The organism is Natrinema soli (assembly GCF_028618695.1).
The window spans coordinates 1-22,257 of the sequence record NZ_JAQIVI010000137.1 but is presented as its reverse complement, the minus strand read 5'-3'; the positions used below and the strand labels follow the sequence as shown (position 1 = coordinate 22,257).

Sequence of the window (22,257 nt, the reverse complement as noted above, 5' to 3'; positions counted from 1 at the left end):
CCTCCTTTTTTGCAGTTCGTGCAAGCTGGAGACTACGTACATGGTCGTTCCGACACCAATGGGCAGCGTGGTGAACGCTGCTACCTAGTACAGTTGGTCAGTCTCGAGTTTCTCACCGGTGATTTCGAACGAGTAGTTCATGACGCCACTACTGAGCACCAGAATACTGAATAGAGTCTGTGCGATGCTGTAGATCAAATGTAGCAAGTGGTGCTCCCTTAGAAGATGATCGCGCACCCAAACGTAAACACAAATTGACACTATCAAGCACCGTGCGCAGGTACCAAAGAGGGGGATCTTCGACATTCTCTTCATTCATACCTCTGCATCTTGTAGGCCTGCGGCTCATACCTTTCCCTAGTGACGGTCGCCATTCACTCCTCACCAGTCATCCACCCATCGTGCCAGTGTCCGTTATTTACAGGAATTCCATACCTCTGGAGATGCGCTGGAGTCTCGATAAGAAACTGGCTCATGAGGTTATCCCCTTCGTTGTCGCGTAATACCTTCTACATGCAGATTTACTGGTGAAAAATACCCGAAGAGTACTTAACATCCGGAACTCGAGAACCTCCTCGCCAGATCGGTAGGCCGGTGAATCGCCACGATTTGGATTCAAACAATTAAATCTGCAGAAAGATTGACGCTCGAGACAGTGGTCATCTTTCCAAGAATGTTATTCCACCTAACAAACCTCTAGTCGAGTTTTCGATGAGTAAATTTATACGATCGAACGTTACTGAGACACAATTAGACGGATTCCAACACCTGAACATCGATATCATACAGCAATACAAACTCTATATCACAGGAAGCACAATCCTATTACGATCATATGGGTGTAAAACAGTCCGGATCCACTCGCCAACCCTCCATGCATATTTTACCCATGGTAAATACCATTTAGGGCTGACTGGTTGGTGTTATGCCTTCGCTTTCTTGAGAGCCAAGGGGGATGCCATGTCTGTACTGGGAAAGTCACCGACTCCTCAGCTTCTGGCTCCTCACCGTACAGCGTGGTGCCAGGGAAAGGTACGAGGGATGGTAAATGCCCAGAGCGACGTACCGGTAGTCGGCAACGACAGTGATTCCAGAACCAAAATAATCAACTGAACTCCTCGTGAGCATACTGTAGTGACGGAAAGAGAGACTCAGCTTCGAATGCTCGGACAACAGTGGCGACGTATCTTCGCTTTGTCATCTCCGGTAATGATCGAGCAGATTCTCAGAACGTTGATGCGGACGACAGATATCGTCATCGCCGGATTCTTTTCGCCCGCAGCCATCTCCGCGGTCGGTCTTGCCGACCTATACGCGCGGATTTCGCTTCAAATCGGACTCGGAATCGGTGACAGCGCAATCGTCCTCTCGAGCCAGGACACGGGCAGCGACGCGACGATCAACCGCGACGAAGCAATCACCCAGGCGCTGCTCCTCGGCACCGTCTTCGGGCTGCCGCTCTCGATATTCGGCCTCACGTTCAGCGCAGACGCAATCGCTGTCATGGGTTCCGAGGCTGACGTGGTCCGGATTGGTGCGGCGTACCTCACGATTATCTTGACCGCTGCACCCGCGTCGATCGTGACGCTGATCGGTGCGCGCGCGATACAGGGAACGGGGGATACGTATACGGTAATGCTCGTCAACGCGTTTGCGAACGTCCTGAACATCATCGGATCGATAGCACTGGCGTTCGGCGTCGGCCCAGCACCCGAACTGGCGATCGTCGGCGTCGCCGTCGCAAGCGCGGTGTCCGATATCGTCGCCGCGACGCTGTTCCTCGGCATCATCTATCACCCGCGGAGTCCGTTCACGTTTGTGGCTCCCACCCAGATGGTCCTGACGAAACAGCTACTCATGCTCTCCTGCCCGCGTATCGCGGAGGGTTGTTCGGAGATTGCCGCCCAGTTCCCGTTCAATGCGATCCTACTCGTCTTCGGTACAGAGGTGAACGCGGCCTACCACATAGGCCGACGAATGTACCAGCAGGTTGCTGCTCCACTGTCACGAGGGTACAGCGTCGCTGCGAACGTTCTTGTCGGACAGGCTCTTGGCCGTGACGACCCGGTCCAAGCTTATGCCGATGGCCTGACGACGACGCTTTTGGCCGTCAGCACCATTGGCCTCCTCGGAATCGGGCTCTACTTCGGTGCTGAGGGGTTCGTTGGGGTGTTCTCGATCGACACCGGCACGTTCGACTACGCCGTCCAGTTCACTCGAATTTACGCCATCACGGCCTTTCTAATTGCGGCCGCGGTCGTCATGGCCGGGTCGCTGCGAGGCGGCAGTGATACCGTGACACCGTTTCTCTCACGGCTGACCGGTACTGGTGTCTTCTTACTAGGCATCTCATACATTGGCGGCATCAGACTCGGGTACGGGGTCACGGCGGTCTACGCGTCAATCGTGGCGGATTACATCTGTCGGACGTGTCTTGTCGGCATCGTGTTCTACCGGCGACAGTGGGTCGGCCGCGCGCGATCGCTTATGGTCGAACGCGGCAGCATCTCGGGTGAGACAGTGTACGAGGAGGAGTAGCTGGGACCGATTTTACTCAGCCTGTACAATACCCTCGTTGAGCAAGCGGTTGATCTCTTTGTCGTCGTACGCGAACTCCGCCAACACCTCGCGGGTGTGTTCGCCTAGGCCTGGCGAGACCGACATCACCTCGCCTGGCGTTTCCGAGAGCTTGACAGGCGTTGTCGCAGCGATCACTTCGTCGCCATTGCCGTCCTCGATCCAACGGAGAGTGCCTCGCTCGTGGAGGTGTTTGTCCCTCGCGGCCTGGGCCACCGTCTGGAGCTCCGCGGCCGGCACACCCGCTTCGAGCAATTGCTCCAGCAGCGCCGCACGGTCGTGAGAGGCGAACTTTTCCTCAATTTCCTCGAAGAGGACGTCGCGATTTTTGAGTCTCTTCTCGTTTGTCTCGAATCGCGAGTCGTCGATCCAGTCGGGTCGGTCGATGGCGTTCGCGAACCGCTCCCACAGCGGCTGGGCCGGCGTGGCGAGGTAGATCGGGTCGGTGGCCGTCTCGAACACGCCTGAGGGCGCGTACTGCTCCCAAGAGTGACCACGCCGGCTTGGGACGTTGCCGTGCATGCTGTACTGGGTGTACCAGTCGCTCATATATGTGGCTGCGGTGTCGAAGAGGGTCGCTTCGACTTTCTGGCCCTGACCGGTCTGGTTCGCGTGCCACAGCGCCATGACGATGGCAAAGGCGGCGTAGGTACCGGTCCCGGAATCAATCGTCGGGGGGCCGATACGTGAGGGCTTCCGGTCGGGTTCACCTGTCGTCGACATCATGCCCGAGGCAGCTTGCGCCAGTGGATCGATTCCTGGTCTGTCGCGATAGGGGCCGTCCTCGCCGTAGCCGGTGATCGAACAGTAGATTAGTTGGGGGTTGATCTCAGCGAGAGTCTCGTAGTCGGCACCGAGGTCAGCCATTTTCCCTGGCCGGTTGTTGTGGACAAGGACATCTGCGTCCTCGACGAGTCGGTGGAGGACCTCAGTCCCCTCTTCGCTCTTGAGATCTAATACGATCGAGCGTTTATTTCGACTGACGTTCGGAAATGCAGCGCCGCCAGAGAGTTTCCGTTCAGTTGCACCGCCCGGCGGTTCTACGGAGACAACGTTGGCGCCGAAATCGGCGAGCAATGTCGCTGCCATCGGGCCGGCGATTCCCTGCGAGAGGTCGAGTACAGTCGTCGCTGTCAGTGGCGTCTGACCCATACCGTAGCTTTCATCCTGGCTGCTAAAATAGTTTGGCTGTGTTCCGTCAGTGATTTAATTCCTCGCGAACCGTTGGCTATCCCTACTCATCCCCGCGTTGCCCATCACGGACGACCTCCTGCTCGAGGAGCGTGTTGATTGTCTCGTCGTCAAACCCATACTCGAGCAGAATGTCTGCCGAATCCTCGCCGAGTGCTGGCGGGCCGCGCTCAATGGTACCCGGCGTCTCCGAGAGGACGACGGGCATAGCGGTAGCGGTCACCTCCTCTCCGTCGACATCCTCGATTTGCGTGAGCGTTCCGCGCTCGTGAAGATGTTCGTCTTTGGCAGCCTCGGCCACTGTCTGAAGTTCTGCTGCCGGCACACCCGCTTCGAGAAACGTGTCAATTAGTTCGTCGCGAGTGTAGTCGTGAAACTCCGACTCGAGTACAGCGATTAGTTCGCTCCGGTTTTTTAGCCGATCTTCGGTCGTCTCGAATCGTGGATCGTCGATCCAGTTGGGGCGATCAACGGCATGACAAACGCGCTCCCAGAGGTGTTGGAAAGGCGTTGACAGGTAGATCGGGTCGGTTCCAGTCTGGAAAATGCCAGAAGGGGCGTATAATTCCCAAGAGTGGCCCTGACGCTGGGGTTGCTCGCCGGTTTTGTCGTATTGGGTGTACCAGTGGCCCATGAATACGGCCGCAGTATCGAACAGCGAGGCTTCGATTTTCTGGCCTTCTCCAGTCCGTCGCACATGTCGGAGTGCGGGCCAGATAGCAAAGGCAGCGTAAATACCGGTTCCGATGTCAACCGTCGACGCGCCGATACGCGAGGGCTTCCGGTCGGGTTCGCCAGTCACCCACATTAGTCCGGACATTGCCTGAGCGAGCGGATCGAACCCCGGCCGGTTGCGGTAGGGACCGTCCTCGCCGTAGCCGGTAATCGAACAGTAGATTAGTTGGGGGTTGATCTTGGCGAGAGTCTCGTAGTCGGCACCGAGGTCAGCCATCTTCCCCGGCCGATTGTTATGGACGAGGACATCGGCGTCCTTGACGAGCCGGTGGAGGACATCGGTTCCCTCGGCAGTCTTGAGGTCTAACACGAGAGACCGTTTGTTCCGGCCGAAGTTTGGCATTGTCGACCCATCGCCGTACTTCCGTTCAGAACCGCCGCCCGGCGGTTCAATCGAAACGACATCCGCGCCGAAATCTGCCAGCAAACTCGTTGCACACGGGCCTGCGACGGCCTGTGTCAGATCGATAACTGTAATGTCCCCTAAAGGCTTTTCGGACATGGCACGATATAGCTGATAGATCAACAAAACAGTTTGGATCGGTTGACCGCATGGGATGTCAGTTCATCGTCATGATCGTGGGCAACTCTCGACGCCCTGAAACGCATCCACAGGCGGGATACTGCTAATGGCCTGGTATTCTGCTCTCAGGAGCGGGTTCAATCAAGTTAGTCATCTCGGTTGTCTATTGAGTGCCGGACCGATCAGATGCCGATACGTTAGGTCCGGATGAGACAATGAAAGAACGCCTATCGAAACTCAAGCATTGTCGAGCCGTCCCCTCCATTGGGGGAGCACGATCAGTTCCAGCCCATAGAAACATCCAAACTGATAACCGACTAAACCACGAATGATCACAAGCTGATAGTCTCCACAATAATTAATAGGCAGAACATTCACGAGTGTGATATGGGTGAACAAAACCCACATACAGTTAGCAGAGACTATCGTATCGATCGGCGACGGTTCATGGCAACTGCGAGTGCCGTTACAGGATTCGGTCTCGTAGGTTCCTCGTCCGCACGCAGCGGACCTACCTCGGCCGTCACCCAGGACGAAAACGACGGCCCGGAGGCCCCATCACTAGATGTAGTCGACGAAGAGTGGCTCAGTGACCGGCTCGTAGAGTATACGTTCGATAACCCGTTAGTTGACCCGCCACTTGACCAGACGAACACAAGAGTCTTCGTACCCTCCGGATACCACGAGTCGGAAGAAACGTATCCGACGTTGTACTTGTTCCACGGAGGGAATGGATCAGCTGCCGATTGGACGACGATCGACAGCGGTCCAGGGCCGCTTCAAAGTTACTTCGACGCCGATATCGTGGTCGTGATGCCAGACGGTAACGATGGGTGGCACTCCGACTGGTACAATGACGGAGCGTTTGGAGCGCCAAAGTGGGAGACGTTCCACGTCCATCAACTCGTCCCATTCATCGAAGACGAGTTCAGGGTAGAGTCGAACCGTCGGAGCCGGATCGCTGCCGGCTTCTCGATGGGCGCGGCGGGTTCGTTAACGCTGGGAGCTCGGCGCCCGGATCTGTACGCCGGTGTGTACGCTCTCTCCGGATCACCGTATCTCCTGGAGTACGCGAAAGAGGTGGTCGAATCGGGCGATTGGGGACCGGCCATGGAAACTCGACTTGGTGCGTGGGGAGATCCACGCGAACAAGAGACGCGCTGGAAAGGCCACAACGCACAGTACATTACGGAAAATCTCCAACACACCCGAGTTCACGTCGCCGCCGGAAATAGCGGGCCCGCCGAACCGCTGGCATACGAGTTCGGGATAGAGCTCGTCGAAAGACTGGAAGCGACGAACGTCGAACACGACTTCTACGTGAATCACGATCGTGGTCACAGCTACGAGTGGGCTCATCAGGATATTGAACGCTTACAGGATGACTTTCTGGAGGTATTCCAGCGTGATCCCATCGATCCGTCGGGCTTCAACTACCGGTCTATCGAGCCCAGCTTCGACGTATGGGATTGGCAGGTCAATCGTCCGGCGCTCACTCGAGAGACTGCCGAGTTTCTCGACCTTGAGAACGTGACTGCCGACGGGTTTACCGTTACTGGGAGAGACAAGATTGAATTCGTTACACCAGGGTTCTACGAGCCCCAGGGCCGATTCGCTATCACCGCCGACGGGAACGTATCGAGTGTCAGTCCGGGTGTCGTTACGGCCGATGATGAGGGCCGATTGTCGTTCACCGTGAGAGCGGGCCCACCGGCCAGACCGAATGGCGACGTACCCGAAGAAAGCGCCGTTGGCGACCGAAAGACGGTTGAAATTTCCATTATGCGTCGTTAGCGAATTACACAGAGAACGATAGTCGGTCGCAAAGTCACTGCAGCTCTCGAGGTGGTCCACGTGAAAACCCTCTCGTCGAACTCTACTTCTGGGTATCGTTCAGAGTAGCCTGTTCGCGAGGCAGAATTCATTATCCAAATGATATTCGATTCTCTCTTCTGACGTACTGTTTTTTACCACATGAAAATATATAGGTGATGCGGCCTATTACTCTTCCAATGACCAACGCTCCTTCAAAAACGATCAAAGCTGTCGAACACACCTGTACGATCCTCAACAAACTCCGGGTGTCTGGTGGTCTGACGGTCACAGAATTATCCGACCGAGTCGGGCTCACTCCCGGCGGTGTGCACAATCACCTGACAACTCTGAAACAGCAGAATATGGTTCAACAGGACGGGACAACCTACCGACTCGGTCCTGACTTTCTGCTATACGGCGCACATATCCGCAACAACAGCGGTCTGATACAGGCCGGAAAAGGAGTTGCCGATACACTCGCCCACGAAACCGGTGAAATTGCTAGCCTACACCTCGAGCACGACAGGAAACTGTTCGTCCTTCACGAGCGATTCGGTGATAACGCGATCGGTCGTTCGTACCACATCAAGAAACGGGCCGAAGCGACGAAGTATCTCCACTGCACCGCCAGCGGAAAAGCGATCCTCGCTTACTTGCCCGATGAACACCTCGAGACGATCCTCGAGGAGCAGGACCTCGTCGAGTTTACGCCGAACACGATTACGGATCCGGATGAGTTACGGAGCAATCTGGAAGTCGTCCGAGAGCAGGGCTTCGCGTTGAGCCGAGAAGAAGAGATGAACGGAGTCCGCACTATCGGTGCGCCCGTTCTGGATGTCGATGACGGTGTCATGGGGGCGGTCAGTCTCGTCGGGCCAACGAGTCGACTCCAAGGCGACACGTTCGAGCAAGAGTATCCGGAACGTATGGTAGAGGCTGCAAACATGATCGAAATTAATCTTCAGACAGGTGATGCTGAATTGTGAACCGCAAACCACCGCTATCGGCTAGTCCCGTTACCGGCAAGCACCACGACACCATGTACGGATTCTAGTGAACTAACTTATTACCGTTACCTCAACGGGCATAGCAACTCGAGACAATATCCGGACATCTCGTCGTTTAGAGCAAGGTGCTGTTATCATTCTTTCAGCAGGCGTCGCTGAAAGGTTGCTGAACACGACTGCTTTAATCCTATCCGAAACGCTGACTCGTTTCTACTTGCTGAGAGTACTAAGCGGTAGCGACACGAGGAGGACTATTCGCCAGATAACGAAACGGTAAACGCGGAATCAGCCTGCTGTAGATATGCTCACCCAGCCATCGTTCTCCGGAGTACGGGTACTTGCTCATCACTACAACCGCGGCCGGTTATGATCGAAGAGTCTAGGGTTAATTTCTCACTCTCCGGATCTTCTATCCGATCTCCCGCTTTCGGTCTCAGTTGTCGGACTCGAGCAACGGTTGATTTCCTCCTCGGAAAGCCCGTGCTCCGAAAGCACCTCATGGGTGTGTTCGCCGAGCTGGGGCGGCCCGTGCTCGACTTCGACCGGCGTCTTACTATACCGCACTGGGCTGGTTGTGGCGATCACTTCGTCGCCGTTAACGTCCTTGATCCGCTTGAGCGTTCCGCGCTCGTGAAGGTGTTCGTCGTGGGCCGCCTCGGCGACCGTCTTGAGTTCCGATGCGGGGACGTCCGCTGCCAGCAGTCGCTCCAGCAGTTCGTCGCGGTCGTACTCAACGAACGCCGACTCGAGTTCCTCGGTGAGAACGTCGCGGTACTCAAGGCGCTTCTCATTCGAGGCAAATCGGGGGTCTTCAAGCAAGTCTGGTCGGTCGATAGCCTCGGGGACCCGCTCCCAGAGGAACTGGAACGGCGTGGCGAGGTAGATCGGCCCAGTCGCGGTCTCAAAGATGCCGGCAGGGGCGTAGGTGTCCCACGAATCGCCCTGACGGTGTGGTTGCTCACCCGTCTTATCGTAGAGCGTGTACCAGTGGCCCATGAAGCCCGCGGCGGTGTCGAACAACGAGGTCTCGACTTTCTGCCCTTGGTCGGTTCGTCGCGCGTGGCGGATGGCCGTGAGCATTGCGAACGCCGCGTAGATACCGGTCGCGTAGTCAGAGACGGAGACGCTAATCCGGGAAGGTGTCCGGTCGGGCTCACCGGTCGACCACATCATACCCGAGATCGCCTGGGCGAGTGGATCCACCGCAGGCCGATCGCTGTAGAGCCCAGCCTCGCCGTAGCCGGTAACTGAACAGTAGACCAACTGAGGGTTAATCCCGGCGAGCGTATCATAGTCACAGCCCAGTCCGGCGTTCTTCTCTGGACGGTTGTTGTGGATGAATGCATCGGCGTCTTCGACAAGGTCGTGGAGGGCTGCGACCCCTTCAGGTGTCTTGAGGTCGAGAACCACCGATCGCTTGTTTCGGGCGACGTTCGGCATCGGGATCCCGCCGCGATAGTGTCGCGCGGTCTTTCCACCTGGCGGTTCTACAGCGATGACGTCCGCACCGAGGTCAGCAAATATTACACCAGCAGTTGGGCCAGCGACGCCCTGTGAGGCATCTACGAGCGTAATATCTGCTAACGGTCTAGCGTCCATACACAACTCGAACCCGTTCCATGTAGTTATCGTTTTTGGTCACGAGGTTCAGGATTCGATGGTTTGGACTGGGCGACATCCGGTTCTTAGCCGGCTCTCGTCACCGTCGCTCGCTTGTTTCATTCCGATTACGAACGCCAAATTTCACCAGAGAAAAACATCTATTGTTTGCTTCCGCTGGGGCAACGTAGTGATTAGATCGCTGAAAGCACCTGTTGCACCGGTTTAGATGGGATATCGGTGTAGCCCGCGCGTCGTCAGTGAGAAATCAGTCGCTTCTAGTTTTGTATCACTGATTCCGAAGCTCGCGGTATGGTTCCGATGGAGATCCATTTCTGTACCGATTGTCAAGTGTAGCAACTCAGCGATGCTCATTTACGCGAGAGCGGTGCCATAGTTATGCGCGAATACAGATAACAAATGGACTCCTCATCGAGCATCCCTTCTCAAGTCTAATGACCAACGGATGATCCAAGATTGATGTCCAAATCGGACCTCCCAATCCTAGAAAATATTGTCGTATTGAATAGCTGCTGAATCACGGCTAGAGTGGCTCACAGAGCGGTTCTATATTGCCGATGGCGAACATGAGGACGATCTCACGGAACTGTCGATACCAGCCCAGCGCTCGCACGGCGTCGCCGAGCGAGCGCTTCGTCGTCGAGTAGGAAGTTTCGGCCATCCAGCGCTGTGAATGGCCTTTTGCCCGGATAAGCGCATTATGTCCTACCGTGAGTGATCTCGATCCGCGTTGTAAGATGAGCGGTTCGACACCGAGCGCGTAGAATTCGTACTTGGTGTGCCAGTTGTGGAAGGCTTTGTCAGCCGAGACGGACAGCAGGTCGTCCGCCGGAACGCGGACGACCTGCGGCCCAGTCTTCGTATCGTGTTTCCACCGTGCTGAGATGTGCACGTCGAGAATAGCGAGCGATTCTACATCAGTTACTGTCGTCACTTTCAGCGTCTGCATGTCACTTCCAGACCGCTGGCGGTAGTATGAGGTGGCTGAGCGGCGGTCGAAGAACATGCTGTCGGGAGCTGCGTGTTCAGACTGCGGGTGTTACTGCGCTGAAACGCGTAGCAACGCCCGCCACACCCACATTTTCAGCCGGTCGAACGATTTGTAGATCGTCGTGTACTCTGGCAGATCGTCCCGATCTAAGCCGAGTACGTCACGAATCTCGGCCAGGTACTTCAGCCGATTCGGCGTTTCGCGGTAGCTGTGGTCTTCTTCGAGCCGAAGACAGTGTAGGACGACATGGACCCAGCGGGCGAACCCTCCGCTGGCGGGCTCGCCCGCGTGCTTCCCTAACGCTTGTTTGGCTAAGTGCGACACTGCTCAACGAAGCCGAGGAGATCGACCTCCAGAGACAAGAGACGATTTCCTCGCCTTCATCCTTTTACTCCATGATCTCAGCCGATTAGACCGCTATTCAACACAGCAGTTAGTTGTAGTACTAGTCCTATGACCGAGTAATCAGATTGAGAAGTTCGTGACCGTTCTCATTCTGGTTACCGAAGACCTCCGCGCCCAGGATTCCTAGAAAATCCGTGAGTCCACCCTCGAACTCTCTTTAGGGCGGCAGGGGTTCGATCGCTCGAGAGCGGGGCGAACCAGCCGGCTCCGGACGCTTACGGTCCGTACCGGTGCTTGATCGTGATCGAATCGATCGTCTCCTGTAACTTCTGGAGGAGCGTCCGCTGGTAGCTGTCGTTCCTGATCCGACCCGTCGGGCTGACGATGCCGATGGCACCGTCCAGTCGGCCGTCGACGAGGATGGGTGCGGCGATGAGTCCCATTCCGGTGACCTGCTGGTTCCAGTCCACGGCGTACCCTCGCTCTCGAATCTCGTCCAGTTCCGCCCGTAACGTACCCTCGTCGGTGATCGTCTCGTCGGTCACCTGCGCCAATCCCCGCGTTTCAATGATCTCGTCGGTTCGCTCGTCTGGGAGGTGCGCGAGAATCACCTTTCCCGTTGCGTTCGTGTGCAGCGGTATCGTCATCCCAGCGTAAATGCCCAGTTCGAGCGAGCGCTCGCCGAACGTCTTGTGCAGGATCACCGCCTGTCCTGATTGCTCGACCGCCAGCGACACGAGCTCGCCGGTCTGTTCGGCGAGGTCCTTCAGGAACTCCTCTGACACTTGGAAGAGGCCGTTTTGGTGCTTGATCTGGGAACCGGTCTTGAGGAACCGGTAGCTGAGCCGATACTCGCCGCCGTCGTTGATGACGTACCCCGTCTCCGCGAGCGTACGGAGGTACGCGTGCGCGGTACTCTTCGGGATGTCCAGCAGCGCAGCGAGCTCGGACGGTCCCGCGCCGTTGACCTCCCCCAGAGTCTCGAGGACGGTGAACGCTCTGAGGACCGACGACATCGTGGACGTTCTCCCGGTCATATCCGTACGTTCGACTGCTCGCCGATAAACCGTTCGATTATATTGGACGAAAATCGCTCGTCCGTGCTCCTCCTCGATCCGAAGCGCTAGTGGGAACGGGCACGCAGAGAAAATCTCGTCCGCTCCCGTCCACTAGTGTTGAACGTAATCGACGAAATACCGGCAGTTCCAGCAGAGTAATTACAACGATAAGGGTGTAAATCAACTCGCCTCGAGCGACGCCCCGCTGTCGTTTCGACTCGAGGAATGGGAAGACGAATCCGCTCGTCCATGGATATTGGACAGTCCGAGAACAGGGGTCCCTCGAGGCGGCATCGTCGAATGAGTGCGAATCGGGAAGCGGTCGGCAGAAGAGAGGCGGTCGAAGTCGGGTTCTCGAGCTACTCCTCGAGCGGCAACGAGCCGTACTCGTCGACGAACTCGTCGCGCAGGACTTTCTTGTCGAACTTTCCGGTCGTCGTCTTCGGGATCGACTCGCAGAAGAGGATCTCGTTGGGGAGCCACCACTTCGGGAACCGCTCGAGGAGATGCTCGCGGAGTTCGTCGGCGGAAACCTCGTCCGCCGAGGCCACGACGTAAGCGACCGGACGCTCCTCCCACTTCGGGTGTTCGACGCTGATCACCGTCGCCTCCACGACGGCGTCGTGGGCCATGAGTTCGTTCTCGAGTTCGAGCGAGGAGATCCACTCCCCGCCGCTCTTGATGACGTCGTCGAGGCGGTCGACGACCTCGAGGTAGCCGTACTCGTCGATAGTTCCGACGTCGCCTGACTTGAACCAGCCGTCCTCCGTGAACGAGGCCTCGGTCTCCTCGGGGCGAGCGTAGTACTCGTCGATGAGCCACGGCGACCGAGCCTGGATCTCGCCGGTCGATTCCCCATCGTGGGGGACCGGGTCGCCGCTCGTGTCCCGCAGCCGAATTTGAACGCCGGGCGCCGGGATGCCGGGTTTCATCTGCTGCTGGTAGCGCTCGCTCTCGGGGAGGTCGGCGACCTCGGTCGTCGTCATCGTATTGACCAGATGGGGCGCCGCCTCGGTCATCCCGTACCCCTGGTGGATCGGCGCGTCGATCTCTTTGTCGAACTTCTCCATGAGCCACTCCGGCGGCGATGTGCCGCCGATGAGGACGCGGTCGAGGCTCTCGAGTCCGACGTCGTCGCGCTCGTCGTAGAACTCCGCCATCTCGAGCCAGACTGTCGTCACCGCCGCCGTGACGGTCACCTCCTCGCGGTCGATGAGTTCGGCGATTGCCTCGGCGTCGGTCTCGGGGCCCGGCAGGATCAGCTTCGAACCGGACATCGTCGCGGAGTAGGGAAGCCCCCAGCCGTTGACGTGGTACATCGGGACCACGGGCATCACAGCGTCGTTCTCGCCGATCTCGAAGACGTCGACGTGGCCGTGCGTGAGCGTGTGGAGGTAAAGGTCCCGATGGGAGTAAGCCGCCCCCTTCGGCAGCCCCGTCGTCCCGGAGGTGTAGCAGATCCCCGCCTCGTCGTCCTCGTTGAGGTCGGGCCAGTCGTAGTCGGTATCCTGGCCCGTCAGCAGGTCTTCGTAGGCGCAGACCGGATCGAGGTCCGTTTCGGGCACCTCGTCGTCGAGGATCACGTAGTGTTCGACGGTCTCGAACTCGTCGGCGACGCGCTCGACGGTCTCGACGAACTCCGGGTCGACGAAGACGACCTCGTCCTCGGCCTCGTTGACGATCTCGACGAGGTGCTCGTCCGGGAGCATGTGGTTGGTCATGTGGATGCTCCGGCCGCTGCAGGCGGGACCGAAGTACAGTTCGTAGTGACGGTAGTGGTTGATCGCCATCACCGACACGCGCGAGCCGGCGTCGACGCCGAGCTCGTCGAGGCCGTTCGCCAGCTGCCCGATCCGGTCGTAGGCGTCGTCGTACGTGTACCGGTGGGTCGTTCCGTCGGGCAGTTCCGAGACGATTTCCTTGTGGCCGAACAGGTCAGTAGCCCGTTCGAGCATGACCTGCAGTGTGAGTTCGTAGTGCTTCATTGCGTGTCACCCCCGTCGACATCGGCCGGCTCGAACCGGTAAAAAACCCGATCTTCGACGGTAGGACCGTCGATCTCGACGATCTTCAGTGAGGCCGGGTCCCCGATCTCGAGGTCGCCGTAGGAGGCATCGTCGATCCGCGCCGACAGTTTGACGGGACCGAGGTCGACGACCCCGACGACGAACGGCACGTCGTGTTCGGCCAGCCCCATCGGGAGGCCGCCCCGCACTTCCGAGAACACGAACAGTTCGCCCTCGTGGGGGAGATCCACGTAGTCGAGGTCGTCGCCCGTACACTCGGGGCAGACGATGCGAGGCGGGTAGTGGGTCGCGTCGCAGTCGGTACACTGTGTCGTGGTCAACCGGCCGTCCCGGAGGTTGTCGTAGAACTCATGGATCTTCGTATGGTCGTCGGTCTGGAGCTCGTAGAAATCGAGCAATCGCGGCAGCTCGATCTCCTTTGGAACCGAGACGCGGTCGCGCTCTCCCTCTCCGCCGTTCGAATCAGACGTATCGCTCATTGTGGATCCCTCGCGAGGGTCATGACGCTGTGGACCGACCCGCTGCCGCTGAGGTTGTGGATCAGGCCAGTCTCCGGGTCGTCTACCTGTCTCTCGGTCGATACCTCGCCCTGGAACTGGTGCGTTACTTCGAGGGCCTGCGAGACGCCGGTCGCGCCCAGCGGGTGGCCACAGCCCAGCAGGCCGCCCCGCGGGTTGACCGCCACGTCGCCGTCGATGTGGCTGCGACCGTCCTCGATGAACTGGCCGCCCTCGCCGCGCTCGCAGAAGCCCAGTTCCTCGTACTCGATGATCTCGCTGATCGAGAAGCAGTCGTGGATCTCCGCGATATCGATCTCCTCGAGGGGATCCTCGATTCCCGCCTGGTCGTAGGCGTTCTGCGACGCTTTCCGGGCCTGGGGCCAGCCGGAAAACGAGGGCAGGTTGTTAATCGAGTTCCCCGCCATCGAGGACTGGCCGCTGCCCGTGATCCAGGCCGCGGTGTCGGTGACCTCGCGAGCCTTCTCTTCGCTCATCAGGATCACGCCCGCGGCGCCGTCGGTGATCCCGCTGCAGTCGAAGAGATGGAGCGGCGGCGCGATTTCGGGCGACTCGAGGACGTCCGCTGGGTCGATCTCCTTTCGGAACTGGGCGAAGTCGGTCTTGGCGGCGTTGCTCTTGTTCTTGGCCGCGACCAGCGAGAGTTGCTCGCGGGTCGTCCCGTACTCGTACATGTGTCGCTGGGCGTACCACGCGAAAAACGGCGGCGCGGCCAGTCCGTTGACGCCATCGAACTCCCGGTCGAGGACGTTCGCCATCGACCCCTGCATCTCGGGGACGTAATCGCGGCCGAGGTTCATCTTCTCGACGCCGAGCACGAGTGCCGTGTCGAGTTGACCCGCGGCGATCGCCAACCACGCGTAGCGCAGTGCGGCCTGCCCGCTCGCACAGGCTAACTCCGTCCGGGCGGTCATCTCGGTGACCTCGATGCCGAGCAGTTCCGCCACCATCGGGGCAACGTGAGACTGGTAGGCGAACCGTTCGGGCTGGACCGTGCCGACGAACAGTCCCTCGATATCCTCGGGGCCGACGTCGGGAATGGCGTCGAACGTGGCCTTCCCGCCCTCCTGAGCCAGATCCTTCCAGGTAGCGTTGCGCTCGCCCCAGTCCGCGTGACCGCCGCCGACGATCGCGACGTTTCGCGTCGTAGCGCTCACGATCACTCACCCTCGAACTGCGGTTCGCGGTTCCGTCTGAACGCCGTCACGCCCTCGAGCATGTCGTCGGTCGTCGCCAGTACCGCGAAGGACTGTTTTTCCATCGCCAGTGCCGCCTTGAGACTGGCGTCCTGGCCGTCGTTGATGACGCGTTTGGCCGCCTTGAGCGCGACTGGGGGGCCCGAGACGAGGTCGTCGACGATCTCGCCGACGCGGTCCTCAAACGCCTCGTCGTCGACGGCGTGGTTGACGATACCCCACTCCTCGGCCTGGGCGGCGTCGAACTGCATTCCGCGGAACACCATCTCCTTGGTTCGACCCTCGCCGATCAGGCGGACGAGTCGCTGGGTCGCGCCGCCGCCGGGAATCACGCCGAGGTTCGTTTCGGGAGTGCCGATCGTCGAGTCCTCGGTTGCGATGCGGATGTCACAGGCCAGCGCGAGTTCGATGCCGGCACCGAGACAGAAACCGTCTATCTTCGCGACGGTCGGACGGGGGAACTCGTAGACGGTCTGGAACATCTCGTCGACATCCATGATTTCGGCGGGGTCGTCGGCCGTGAAGCCGGTGATGTCGGCGCCCGAACTGAACGCGCGGTCGCCGGCCCCCTCGAAGACGACGCAGGAGACCTCGTCGACGTCGACGTCGTTCAGGAGCCGCTCGATCTCCATGAACATGTCGTCGGACATCGAATTCATCCGCTCCTGACGGTCGAGTTCGACCTCGAGGACGCCGTCGTCGTCGAGTTCCCAGTTGATGTAGTGGTACGGCGGTTCGACCCGGTAGTCGTAGAACCCCTTCCCAGCATCTTCGCCGGTCCATCCCTCCTCGACGAGTTCGACGAGGTAGTCGGTCGGCTCGTAGCGCTGTTCGCCGTACTCCTCGTACAGGGACTCGAGTTTCTCGAGAACGATATCGAGGCCGATGCGGTCTCCGCGTCGACACATCCCTTCGGGGAAACTGCCGCCGAGCCGGAGACCGATGTCGATCTCCTCGGGCGTGGCGACGTCGTTGCCGACGAGCCAGGCGGCCTTGTTGATCATGACGGCTTCCGTTCGAAGGGTGTCGTAGCTGCCGGCGTCCTCGGGCTTGTAGCCGACGCCGTCACCGTCGTCGTAGTCGTAGAAGCCTTTGCCGCTTTTCTTCCCGAGGTGGTCGTTCTCGACTTTCTCCTCGACGACCGGCGGAACCGGCTGGTCGGACTCGGAACGGAAGTGATAGCCGATGTCGATACCGCCGAAGTCGTTGAGTTCGAACGGCCCCATCGGATACCCCCGTTCGTAGACCATCGCGGCGTCGGCCTCCCGGATCGTGGTTTCGTCGTTCGAGAGCATCCACGCGGCCTCCTCCATGAACGGGACGAGGACGGTGTTGACGACGAAGCCGTGGACATCCTTGCGGACGTAGATCGGCGTCTTGTCGACCGATTCGACCCACTCGTAGGCGGCTTCGGCCGTCTCGTCGCTCGTCGCCTCGCCGTAGGTGACCTCGACGAGGTCCATCTTCACCGGCGGATTGAAGAAGTGGAGTCCGACGACTTGGTCCGGTCGATCTGTCGCCGATGCGATATCGGAAATGGAGAGACTCGAGGTATTCGATGCGAGAATCGCGTGGTCGGGGGCGTGCTCGTCGACCGACGAGAACGTGTCTTCCTTGATCTCGAGTTGCTCGGGAACGGCCTCGATGACGAGGTCGGCGTCGGAGACCGCATCGGCGAGGTCCGTCGTCGCCCCGATTCGCCCGAGAATTTCGTCGGCGGACTCGTCGATTCGTCCCTTCTCCTCGAGTTTCTCGAGACTCCACTCGATGTTCTCGTAGCCCTCGGTCACGATCTCCTCGTCGATGTCCCGGATGGTCACGTCGTACCCGCCGAGCGCGGCGAGTTCCGCGATACCGTGTCCCATGCTACCGGCACCCAGCACTGCTACGCGCTCTACAGTGTCATTTGCCATCACAAATCTGTGTGTGATTGAATACTATATATCTTTGGAGAGGTGTCGATCGCGCCTCCACCCTCGGATTGCGACTCGAGGCGCGATTGCGGGTCCACTCGAGATTCGAGGACGGCCCCCTCGAGGATCAGTAGAGGAGATCGAACAGGCCGAACTGGAGGGGGAGCAACAAGAGGATGGTGGCAACGGAGCAGGCGACCGTCGTCCGGATCACTTCCCGGGTCTCGACCTCGCCCTCCGCGAGGATGACGATGAGCACTGCCGACTGGTACGGGAAGAAGTACGAACTCAGGGCCATCGCCTCGGCCATCAGGATCGGCGTGAACGGGAGGCCCGCTGCCTCCGCGTACGGGATCAGGATCGGCGTGAGGACGCTCGCGACGGCCAACCCTCCATCAGGAACGCCAGCGCGAACGTGATGAAGAAAACGCACGCGAGGATCACCGCGAGCGGCGCGTCGGTCGGGATGAAGTCGAGGAGGTACGTGGCCGCCTCGTCCGTGAACCCGATCTCGGTGAGCCCGTCGCCGATCGCGAACACGGCCGCGATGAAAAAGAGGATGGAGAAGTCGACATCGCCCCCGATCCCGTCGAAGTCGACGACGCCGATTCCCGGCAGGAAAGCGAGGACGACCACGACGACGGCGCCGATCACCGGGTGGAAGCCGTGGACGAAGTCGGTCGCCCAGATCAACGCTCCGACGAGCAGGAAGCCCAGCATTCGTCGCTCGACGCTGCCGATCCCGGCGCCGTCTGTCTCGGGCATGTCGACGCTCGAGTCGGGCGACGGTCGAAAGAGGAGAAAGACGACGGTCACGACGAGCAGGACGCGAGTGATGCCCATGATCGGGTACATGTGGACCCACCAGTCGGACCACGAGATAGTGTGCCCGACCAGCGACTCCCCGAACCCGGAGATGATGATGTTCGGGAGGTCGGCGGTCAGGCTGCCCGCGGAGCCGTAAAAGGTCGCGAATAGCGGTCCGAGGTAGATTCCGGTGCGGGCTTCCCGGGAGTCAAAGAGCGATCCGGTCTCCCGGAGGATCGGCGCCACCACGAGGATACGCACGAGCGCGGAGGGGACGAACAGCGCGAGGGCGTGAGCGCCGAGCGAGAGCGAGAGGAGCAGCCGACGGTACGTCCGGACGGGATCGGACCGAACCGACTCCGAAACGCTCCTGGCCGCAATCCACCGACCCGCCGCAGTCGCTAGTCCGCTGCGCCGGGTCGCCTCGCCCATTAGCAACCCGAAGCCGATGAGCCACGTCGCCGGCTTTTGGAAGCCAGAGAGCGCCAGGTCCGTCGAGGTCGTGACGGCGATCAGCCCGATGCCGATCAGCCCCGTATACGAGGGCGGGACGGGCGTCAGGATCCAGAGGACGACACAGAAGAGCGTGATCGCGAGGATCGTCGCCGCCGCGGTCGATCCCGAGCCGAGCGCCCACGTCGCAAGGCCGACGATCGCCGCCAAGGAGAACGCCAACGGCGGCGATCTGAGTGTCTCGATCGCGTCCGAACGAGTCATTGACATATCCCTCACAGTACAACGGTAAAACTGTCTCGGGTGTCGAGCCCGCGGCGACTACTCTTCCCCGGAGATCGACTCAATCAGCGCTGCCACGGCCTGCGCCCCGCGTTCGCCATATCGAATGTCGGAGCGCCAAGAGGACTCCATCTGCTCGCGCTCGTGCCGCAGGGCCTCGTACGGCCCGGGCACCGTAAAGAGGATCGGCTTGTCGACCGCCTCGGAGAGCGCCTCGAGTTCATCGACCGGGTACCCCAGCGAGTCCTCGCAAATCTCGTAGACCAGCACGATGTCGAGTTGGAGGATCGCTTCGGCCGTACTGGCGCCGATCAGCGTTACCTCAGTCGAATCCAGGAGATCGTCCCAGTCGTTCGCCGCGGTTTTATAATGCCTGGCCGGATCTCTACGGGACGACGCATGAGTTTCACGCACGTGTGGACCGTCCGCTTTTCGGACACGGACCCGTTCGGTATCGCACACTACCCCCGCATGATCGACGCGATCCACGAGACGTCGGACGTGTTCATGGAAGACATCGGCGTCCCCTACTGGGAGTTGACCGAGGAACGCGGCCTGGGTCTGCCACTCGTTTCGATGGACTTCGACTTCACGGGACAGGTTTGCGGCGGCGACCAGGTCGCGATCGAACTGATACCGGAGGTCGGGGAGGCGAGCGTCCGGTTCGACTACGTCGCGACCCACGACGGGGAGGTCGTCTTCGAGGGCACGGAGTATCGAGTCTGCGTCCCCGTCGACGGCGACGGCAGCGTTCCCGTTCCCGACGACCTCAGAATGGTGCTCGAGAGCACCGCCGAGTGAGGAAAATCGCGACGGGCGGCGAACCGGGCCGGTGACGCGGGCGCGAGTCCGTCAGTCGCCCGCGACGGGGCCGGTCGCGTCGTGGTCCCGACCGGCTGACGTCCCGAGATAGGCCTCGATGACGCGCTGGTTGTTCTGGATCTCCTCGGGCGACCCCCGCGCGATGAGTTGCCCGTTGTCGAGCACGAACACACGCTCGCTCACGGACATCAGCGCTCGCATCACGTGGTCGATGAGGAAGATCGTCTTGCCGCTCTCCTTGATGTCACCGATGAGGTCGACGATCGCCTCCGTTTCGTCGGTGTCCAGGCCGCCCGCGACCTCGTCGAACAGCATCACGTCCGGATCCGTCGCGAGCACGCGCGCGATCTCGAGTCGCTTGAGCGCGCCGACGCTCAATTCGTCGGGTTCCGTGTGCGCCAGGTGGTCGAGGCTGACGAACTCGAGGGACTCGTATGCTTTCTCCCGCGGATCGTCGACGTCGCGGCCGCCGAACTCGGCGCCGACGGTCGCGTTCTCGAGCAGGGTCATGTGTTCGAACGGACGGACGATCTGGTGGGTCTTGACGAGCCCCCGGTGACAGATATCGTGGGAATCCTTGCCCGTGATCTCGTCGCCGTCGAGGAAGATGTGGCCCTCCGTGGGTTCGTGGACGCCGGTAATCAGGCGAAACAGCGTGGACTTGCCGGCCCCGTTCGGACCGATGAGACCGACCGATTCTCCCCGGTCGATCGAGAACGAGACGTCGTCAACGGCGAGGACTCCCCCAAAACTCTTCGTCAGATTCTCTCCTTCGAGTAGCGCCATTTTGCGAGGTGTTGACTATCCACTCGCATAAACTTACCCCTCGCACGTCGGCCCGGTTAGGCTCCGTTCGACCGAACACAGATCCGACCGTTGGTCGTCGCCTCCGCGCGTCATGCCTCCGAGGAGTCGTCGGGGCCGTCGCCGCAGACGAGCACCGGTCGATCCGCCGAGAGTATTACGTCCTGCGTGACACTCCCGAAGAGGGCCTTGCCAGCCGGTGAACGCTTCCACCCGTCGAAGCAGATCGGGGTCGTGCTCCGCCGCGTGGCAGCGGATCTCTTTCACCGAATCGCCGCTGCGCGCTTCCAGCTGGAACCCGAGGCTGCGCTCGGCCAGCCGCTCCTCGACGAATTTCGCCGAGACGAGTCTGTGAACCGAGTCGCCCGCCGGATTGTCGGTGAATACGTTGCAGCACCCGGACGAGCACCGCCCGTCCGACCGGACGCTCCGCCATCGCTCGAACTTGCGGAGCGGGCCCGCGATTCGCTCTCGTCGACGGCGGACGCAAATCGGTTCCCCTCGCACCGACCATTGTCCCATGCGCCGTACGTGTTCGTCGTCATTCCGCTTCGACGGACGCTTCAGACTCCGAGAGCGCAATCTCGAACAGGAGATTTTTCGCCAACGACAGGCGGGTACCCGCAATGATTCGGCCGGCTGGTGGCATCGTTCTAGCGAATTTACGCTCCGACGGCTCGGGCGCATCCGATCTGGCGCGCGTCGATTCGGCAATCGGCGCGTGGATGAGATGGATTTACATGGTATCGGCGACGAATGCTGACATGGCACTGGAAACGGATCTCGAAGCGGTCGCAACGCAACGCGAGGATGTTCCGGACGCGGGGGACGTCTACGACGCGGACGAGGAGATACCGATCACCGACGTGTTCGACGACGCCTTCGTGCGCGAACACACCGAGTTCGACTCTTTCGACGAGATGGTTGCAGCGAGTCCCAGCGACGCCGACTCCACCGCTGATTTCGAGATGGTGTCCCACGGCGAGTGGGACGAGTTCGTCGCCGAGACGACGGACTTCGCCGACGAGGAGGAGCTAGTGATGGCCGCTCGAGATCACTGGGTCGCGAAGCGGCTGGACCTGCACTGACGGATCGATCCCCTTTTTTCGGGTCGGACTTCCGACGCCGGTTCGGATTCCGATTTCGGACTCCGCACTTCGCACGTCGCGTACCGATACGGTTCCGGCACGATCGGGTCGGCACGGCCGGCCCCGCTGCTCGTCGAGCGTACCCCTCGACGACGGGAGAACCACACCGGTCTGGGCGACGAGAAACGAAGGAAAGGATGGTAATCGACAACTCGCTCCGCTCGAGTCAGTAGTTCCCGGTCGAGACGATCGGTGGGGTGCCGTGGGGGCCGTACGGCGCGTCGTCGAGCCACTCGCCCGCCGTCTCGAAGGAGTCGGCCATCTCGGCGGCGACCTCCTTTCGCAACACCGTCACCGGATCGTCGCCCTGGAGGTACTCGAGGGCCTGTCCGGCCGCGCCGATGTTGTACTCGGCGGCTGTCTCGCGGCGCGCGGCGAACAGTTCGACCTCGTCGCGGGCGACGGCTTCCGTCTTCGCGTCGATC

At 60.1% G+C, this 22,257-nt stretch carries 16 protein-coding genes and 3 pseudogenes; 5 read left to right on the top strand and 14 right to left on the bottom strand.

Annotation, left to right across the window (positions count from 1 at the left end; translation table 11 throughout):
• The first annotated feature begins 1,161 nt into the window (after window positions 1–1,161).
• Window positions 1,162–2,538, top strand: coding sequence for an MATE family efflux transporter (locus tag PGX04_RS09810; protein WP_377042471.1), 1,377 nt, complete (start codon window positions 1,162–1,164; stop codon window positions 2,536–2,538).
• A 12-nt stretch (window positions 2,539–2,550) separates the two neighbouring features.
• On the opposite strand, the gene PGX04_RS09805 is transcribed toward PGX04_RS09810, so the two are convergent.
• Together PGX04_RS09805 and PGX04_RS09800 are read right to left on the bottom strand one after the other, a co-directional pair.
• Window positions 2,551–3,729 carry a CaiB/BaiF CoA transferase family protein gene (locus PGX04_RS09805; protein ID WP_273738330.1) on the bottom strand — a complete coding sequence of 393 codons (1,179 nt, stop codon included), beginning with the start codon at window positions 3,727–3,729 and terminating at the stop codon, window positions 2,551–2,553.
• 82 nt (window positions 3,730–3,811) lie between these two features.
• Complete coding sequence (locus PGX04_RS09800) at window positions 3,812–5,005, bottom strand: CaiB/BaiF CoA transferase family protein (protein WP_273738329.1); 1,194 nt, start codon at window positions 5,003–5,005, stop codon at window positions 3,812–3,814.
• Between the two features lie 408 nt (window positions 5,006–5,413).
• Here PGX04_RS09800 and PGX04_RS09795 point away from each other — a divergent pair, with 408 nt between their 5' ends.
• Window positions 5,414–6,820 (top strand): alpha/beta hydrolase, encoded by a 1,407-nt coding sequence (locus tag PGX04_RS09795; protein WP_337959460.1) that lies wholly within the window; start codon window positions 5,414–5,416, stop codon window positions 6,818–6,820.
• A gap of 197 nt (window positions 6,821–7,017) precedes the next feature.
• Window positions 7,018–7,827, top strand: coding sequence for an IclR family transcriptional regulator (locus tag PGX04_RS09790; protein ID WP_337959459.1), 810 nt, complete (start codon window positions 7,018–7,020; stop codon window positions 7,825–7,827).
• Between the two features lie 414 nt (window positions 7,828–8,241).
• Here the strand turns inward: PGX04_RS09790 and PGX04_RS09785 are convergent, their stop codons facing one another.
• From PGX04_RS09785 to PGX04_RS34110, 9 genes and pseudogenes are all read right to left on the bottom strand, one after another.
• Window positions 8,242–9,447 carry a CaiB/BaiF CoA transferase family protein gene (locus tag PGX04_RS09785; protein ID WP_273738326.1) on the bottom strand — a complete coding sequence of 402 codons (1,206 nt, stop codon included), beginning with the start codon at window positions 9,445–9,447 and terminating at the stop codon, window positions 8,242–8,244.
• 544 nt (window positions 9,448–9,991) lie between these two features.
• Window positions 9,992–10,815 (bottom strand): annotated as a pseudogene (locus tag PGX04_RS09780) (transposase).
• A 264-nt stretch (window positions 10,816–11,079) separates the two neighbouring features.
• Window positions 11,080–11,841, bottom strand: coding sequence for an IclR family transcriptional regulator (locus PGX04_RS09775; protein WP_273738325.1), 762 nt, complete (start codon window positions 11,839–11,841; stop codon window positions 11,080–11,082).
• Between the two features lie 380 nt (window positions 11,842–12,221).
• Window positions 12,222–13,847, bottom strand: a complete 1,626-nt coding sequence (locus PGX04_RS09770) for a long-chain-fatty-acid--CoA ligase (protein WP_273738324.1) — start codon at window positions 13,845–13,847, stop codon at window positions 12,222–12,224.
• Window positions 13,844–14,368 (bottom strand): Zn-ribbon domain-containing OB-fold protein, encoded by a 525-nt coding sequence (locus PGX04_RS09765; RefSeq protein ID WP_273738323.1) that lies wholly within the window; start codon window positions 14,366–14,368, stop codon window positions 13,844–13,846. Before PGX04_RS09765 ends, PGX04_RS09770 begins: the two co-directional genes overlap by 4 nt.
• A complete protein-coding gene (locus tag PGX04_RS09760) occupies window positions 14,365–15,564 on the bottom strand; it encodes a thiolase C-terminal domain-containing protein (RefSeq protein WP_273738322.1) in 1,200 nt (399 codons plus the stop codon). The genes PGX04_RS09765 and PGX04_RS09760 overlap by 4 nt, the downstream gene beginning before the upstream one ends.
• Window positions 15,565–15,566: 2 nt before the next feature.
• Window positions 15,567–17,516 (bottom strand): 3-hydroxyacyl-CoA dehydrogenase/enoyl-CoA hydratase family protein, encoded by a 1,950-nt coding sequence (locus PGX04_RS09755; RefSeq protein ID WP_273738321.1) that lies wholly within the window; start codon window positions 17,514–17,516, stop codon window positions 15,567–15,569.
• A gap of 127 nt (window positions 17,517–17,643) precedes the next feature.
• A pseudogene (locus PGX04_RS09750) lies at window positions 17,644–19,040 on the bottom strand (SLC13 family permease).
• A gap of 57 nt (window positions 19,041–19,097) precedes the next feature.
• Complete coding sequence (locus tag PGX04_RS34110) at window positions 19,098–19,472, bottom strand: hypothetical protein (protein WP_337959458.1); 375 nt, start codon at window positions 19,470–19,472, stop codon at window positions 19,098–19,100.
• On the opposite strand from PGX04_RS34110, the gene PGX04_RS09740 reads away from it, so the two are divergent.
• A complete protein-coding gene (locus PGX04_RS09740) occupies window positions 19,458–19,859 on the top strand; it encodes an acyl-CoA thioesterase (protein ID WP_273738320.1) in 402 nt (133 codons plus the stop codon). The two genes, PGX04_RS34110 and PGX04_RS09740, sit on opposite strands and share 15 nt — an antisense overlap.
• Before the next feature lie 51 nt (window positions 19,860–19,910).
• On the opposite strand, the gene PGX04_RS09735 is transcribed toward PGX04_RS09740, so the two are convergent.
• Together PGX04_RS09735 and PGX04_RS09730 are read right to left on the bottom strand one after the other, a co-directional pair.
• A complete protein-coding gene (locus PGX04_RS09735; RefSeq protein ID WP_273738319.1) occupies window positions 19,911–20,666 on the bottom strand; it encodes an ABC transporter ATP-binding protein in 756 nt (251 codons plus the stop codon).
• A 33-nt stretch (window positions 20,667–20,699) separates the two neighbouring features.
• Window positions 20,700–21,206 (bottom strand): hypothetical protein, encoded by a 507-nt coding sequence (locus PGX04_RS09730; RefSeq protein ID WP_273738318.1) that lies wholly within the window; start codon window positions 21,204–21,206, stop codon window positions 20,700–20,702.
• A gap of 242 nt (window positions 21,207–21,448) precedes the next feature.
• Here PGX04_RS09730 and PGX04_RS09725 point away from each other — a divergent pair, with 242 nt between their 5' ends.
• Window positions 21,449–21,772 carry a hypothetical protein gene (locus tag PGX04_RS09725; protein WP_273738317.1) on the top strand — a complete coding sequence of 108 codons (324 nt, stop codon included), beginning with the start codon at window positions 21,449–21,451 and terminating at the stop codon, window positions 21,770–21,772.
• A 226-nt stretch (window positions 21,773–21,998) separates the two neighbouring features.
• Here the strand turns inward: PGX04_RS09725 and PGX04_RS09720 are convergent.
• Window positions 21,999–22,257, bottom strand: a pseudogene (locus PGX04_RS09720) (monooxygenase); the annotation flags it as partial.

What these genes read in the sequence shown, in the direction of transcription:
- PGX04_RS09810 (WP_377042471.1), top strand. Translation starts at nt 1,162, where the DNA reads ATGCTCGGACAACAGTGGCGACGTATCTTCGCTTTGTCATCTCCGGTA.
- PGX04_RS09805 (WP_273738330.1), bottom strand. Translation starts at nt 3,729, where the DNA reads ATGGGTCAGACGCCACTGACAGCGACGACTGTACTCGACCTCTCGCAG.
- PGX04_RS09800 (WP_273738329.1), bottom strand. Translation starts at nt 5,005, where the DNA reads ATGTCCGAAAAGCCTTTAGGGGACATTACAGTTATCGATCTGACACAG.
- PGX04_RS09795 (WP_337959460.1), top strand. Translation starts at nt 5,414, where the DNA reads ATGGGTGAACAAAACCCACATACAGTTAGCAGAGACTATCGTATCGAT.
- PGX04_RS09790 (WP_337959459.1), top strand. Translation starts at nt 7,018, where the DNA reads ATGCGGCCTATTACTCTTCCAATGACCAACGCTCCTTCAAAAACGATC.
- PGX04_RS09785 (WP_273738326.1), bottom strand. Translation starts at nt 9,447, where the DNA reads ATGGACGCTAGACCGTTAGCAGATATTACGCTCGTAGATGCCTCACAG.
- PGX04_RS09775 (WP_273738325.1), bottom strand. Translation starts at nt 11,841, where the DNA reads ATGACCGGGAGAACGTCCACGATGTCGTCGGTCCTCAGAGCGTTCACC.
- PGX04_RS09770 (WP_273738324.1), bottom strand. Translation starts at nt 13,847, where the DNA reads ATGAAGCACTACGAACTCACACTGCAGGTCATGCTCGAACGGGCTACT.
- PGX04_RS09765 (WP_273738323.1), bottom strand. Translation starts at nt 14,368, where the DNA reads ATGAGCGATACGTCTGATTCGAACGGCGGAGAGGGAGAGCGCGACCGC.
- PGX04_RS09755 (WP_273738321.1), bottom strand. Translation starts at nt 17,516, where the DNA reads ATGGCAAATGACACTGTAGAGCGCGTAGCAGTGCTGGGTGCCGGTAGC.
- PGX04_RS09740 (WP_273738320.1), top strand. Translation starts at nt 19,458, where the DNA reads ATGAGTTTCACGCACGTGTGGACCGTCCGCTTTTCGGACACGGACCCG.
- PGX04_RS09735 (WP_273738319.1), bottom strand. Translation starts at nt 20,666, where the DNA reads ATGGCGCTACTCGAAGGAGAGAATCTGACGAAGAGTTTTGGGGGAGTC.
- PGX04_RS09730 (WP_273738318.1), bottom strand. Translation starts at nt 21,206, where the DNA reads ATGGGACAATGGTCGGTGCGAGGGGAACCGATTTGCGTCCGCCGTCGA.
- PGX04_RS09725 (WP_273738317.1), top strand. Translation starts at nt 21,449, where the DNA reads ATGGCACTGGAAACGGATCTCGAAGCGGTCGCAACGCAACGCGAGGAT.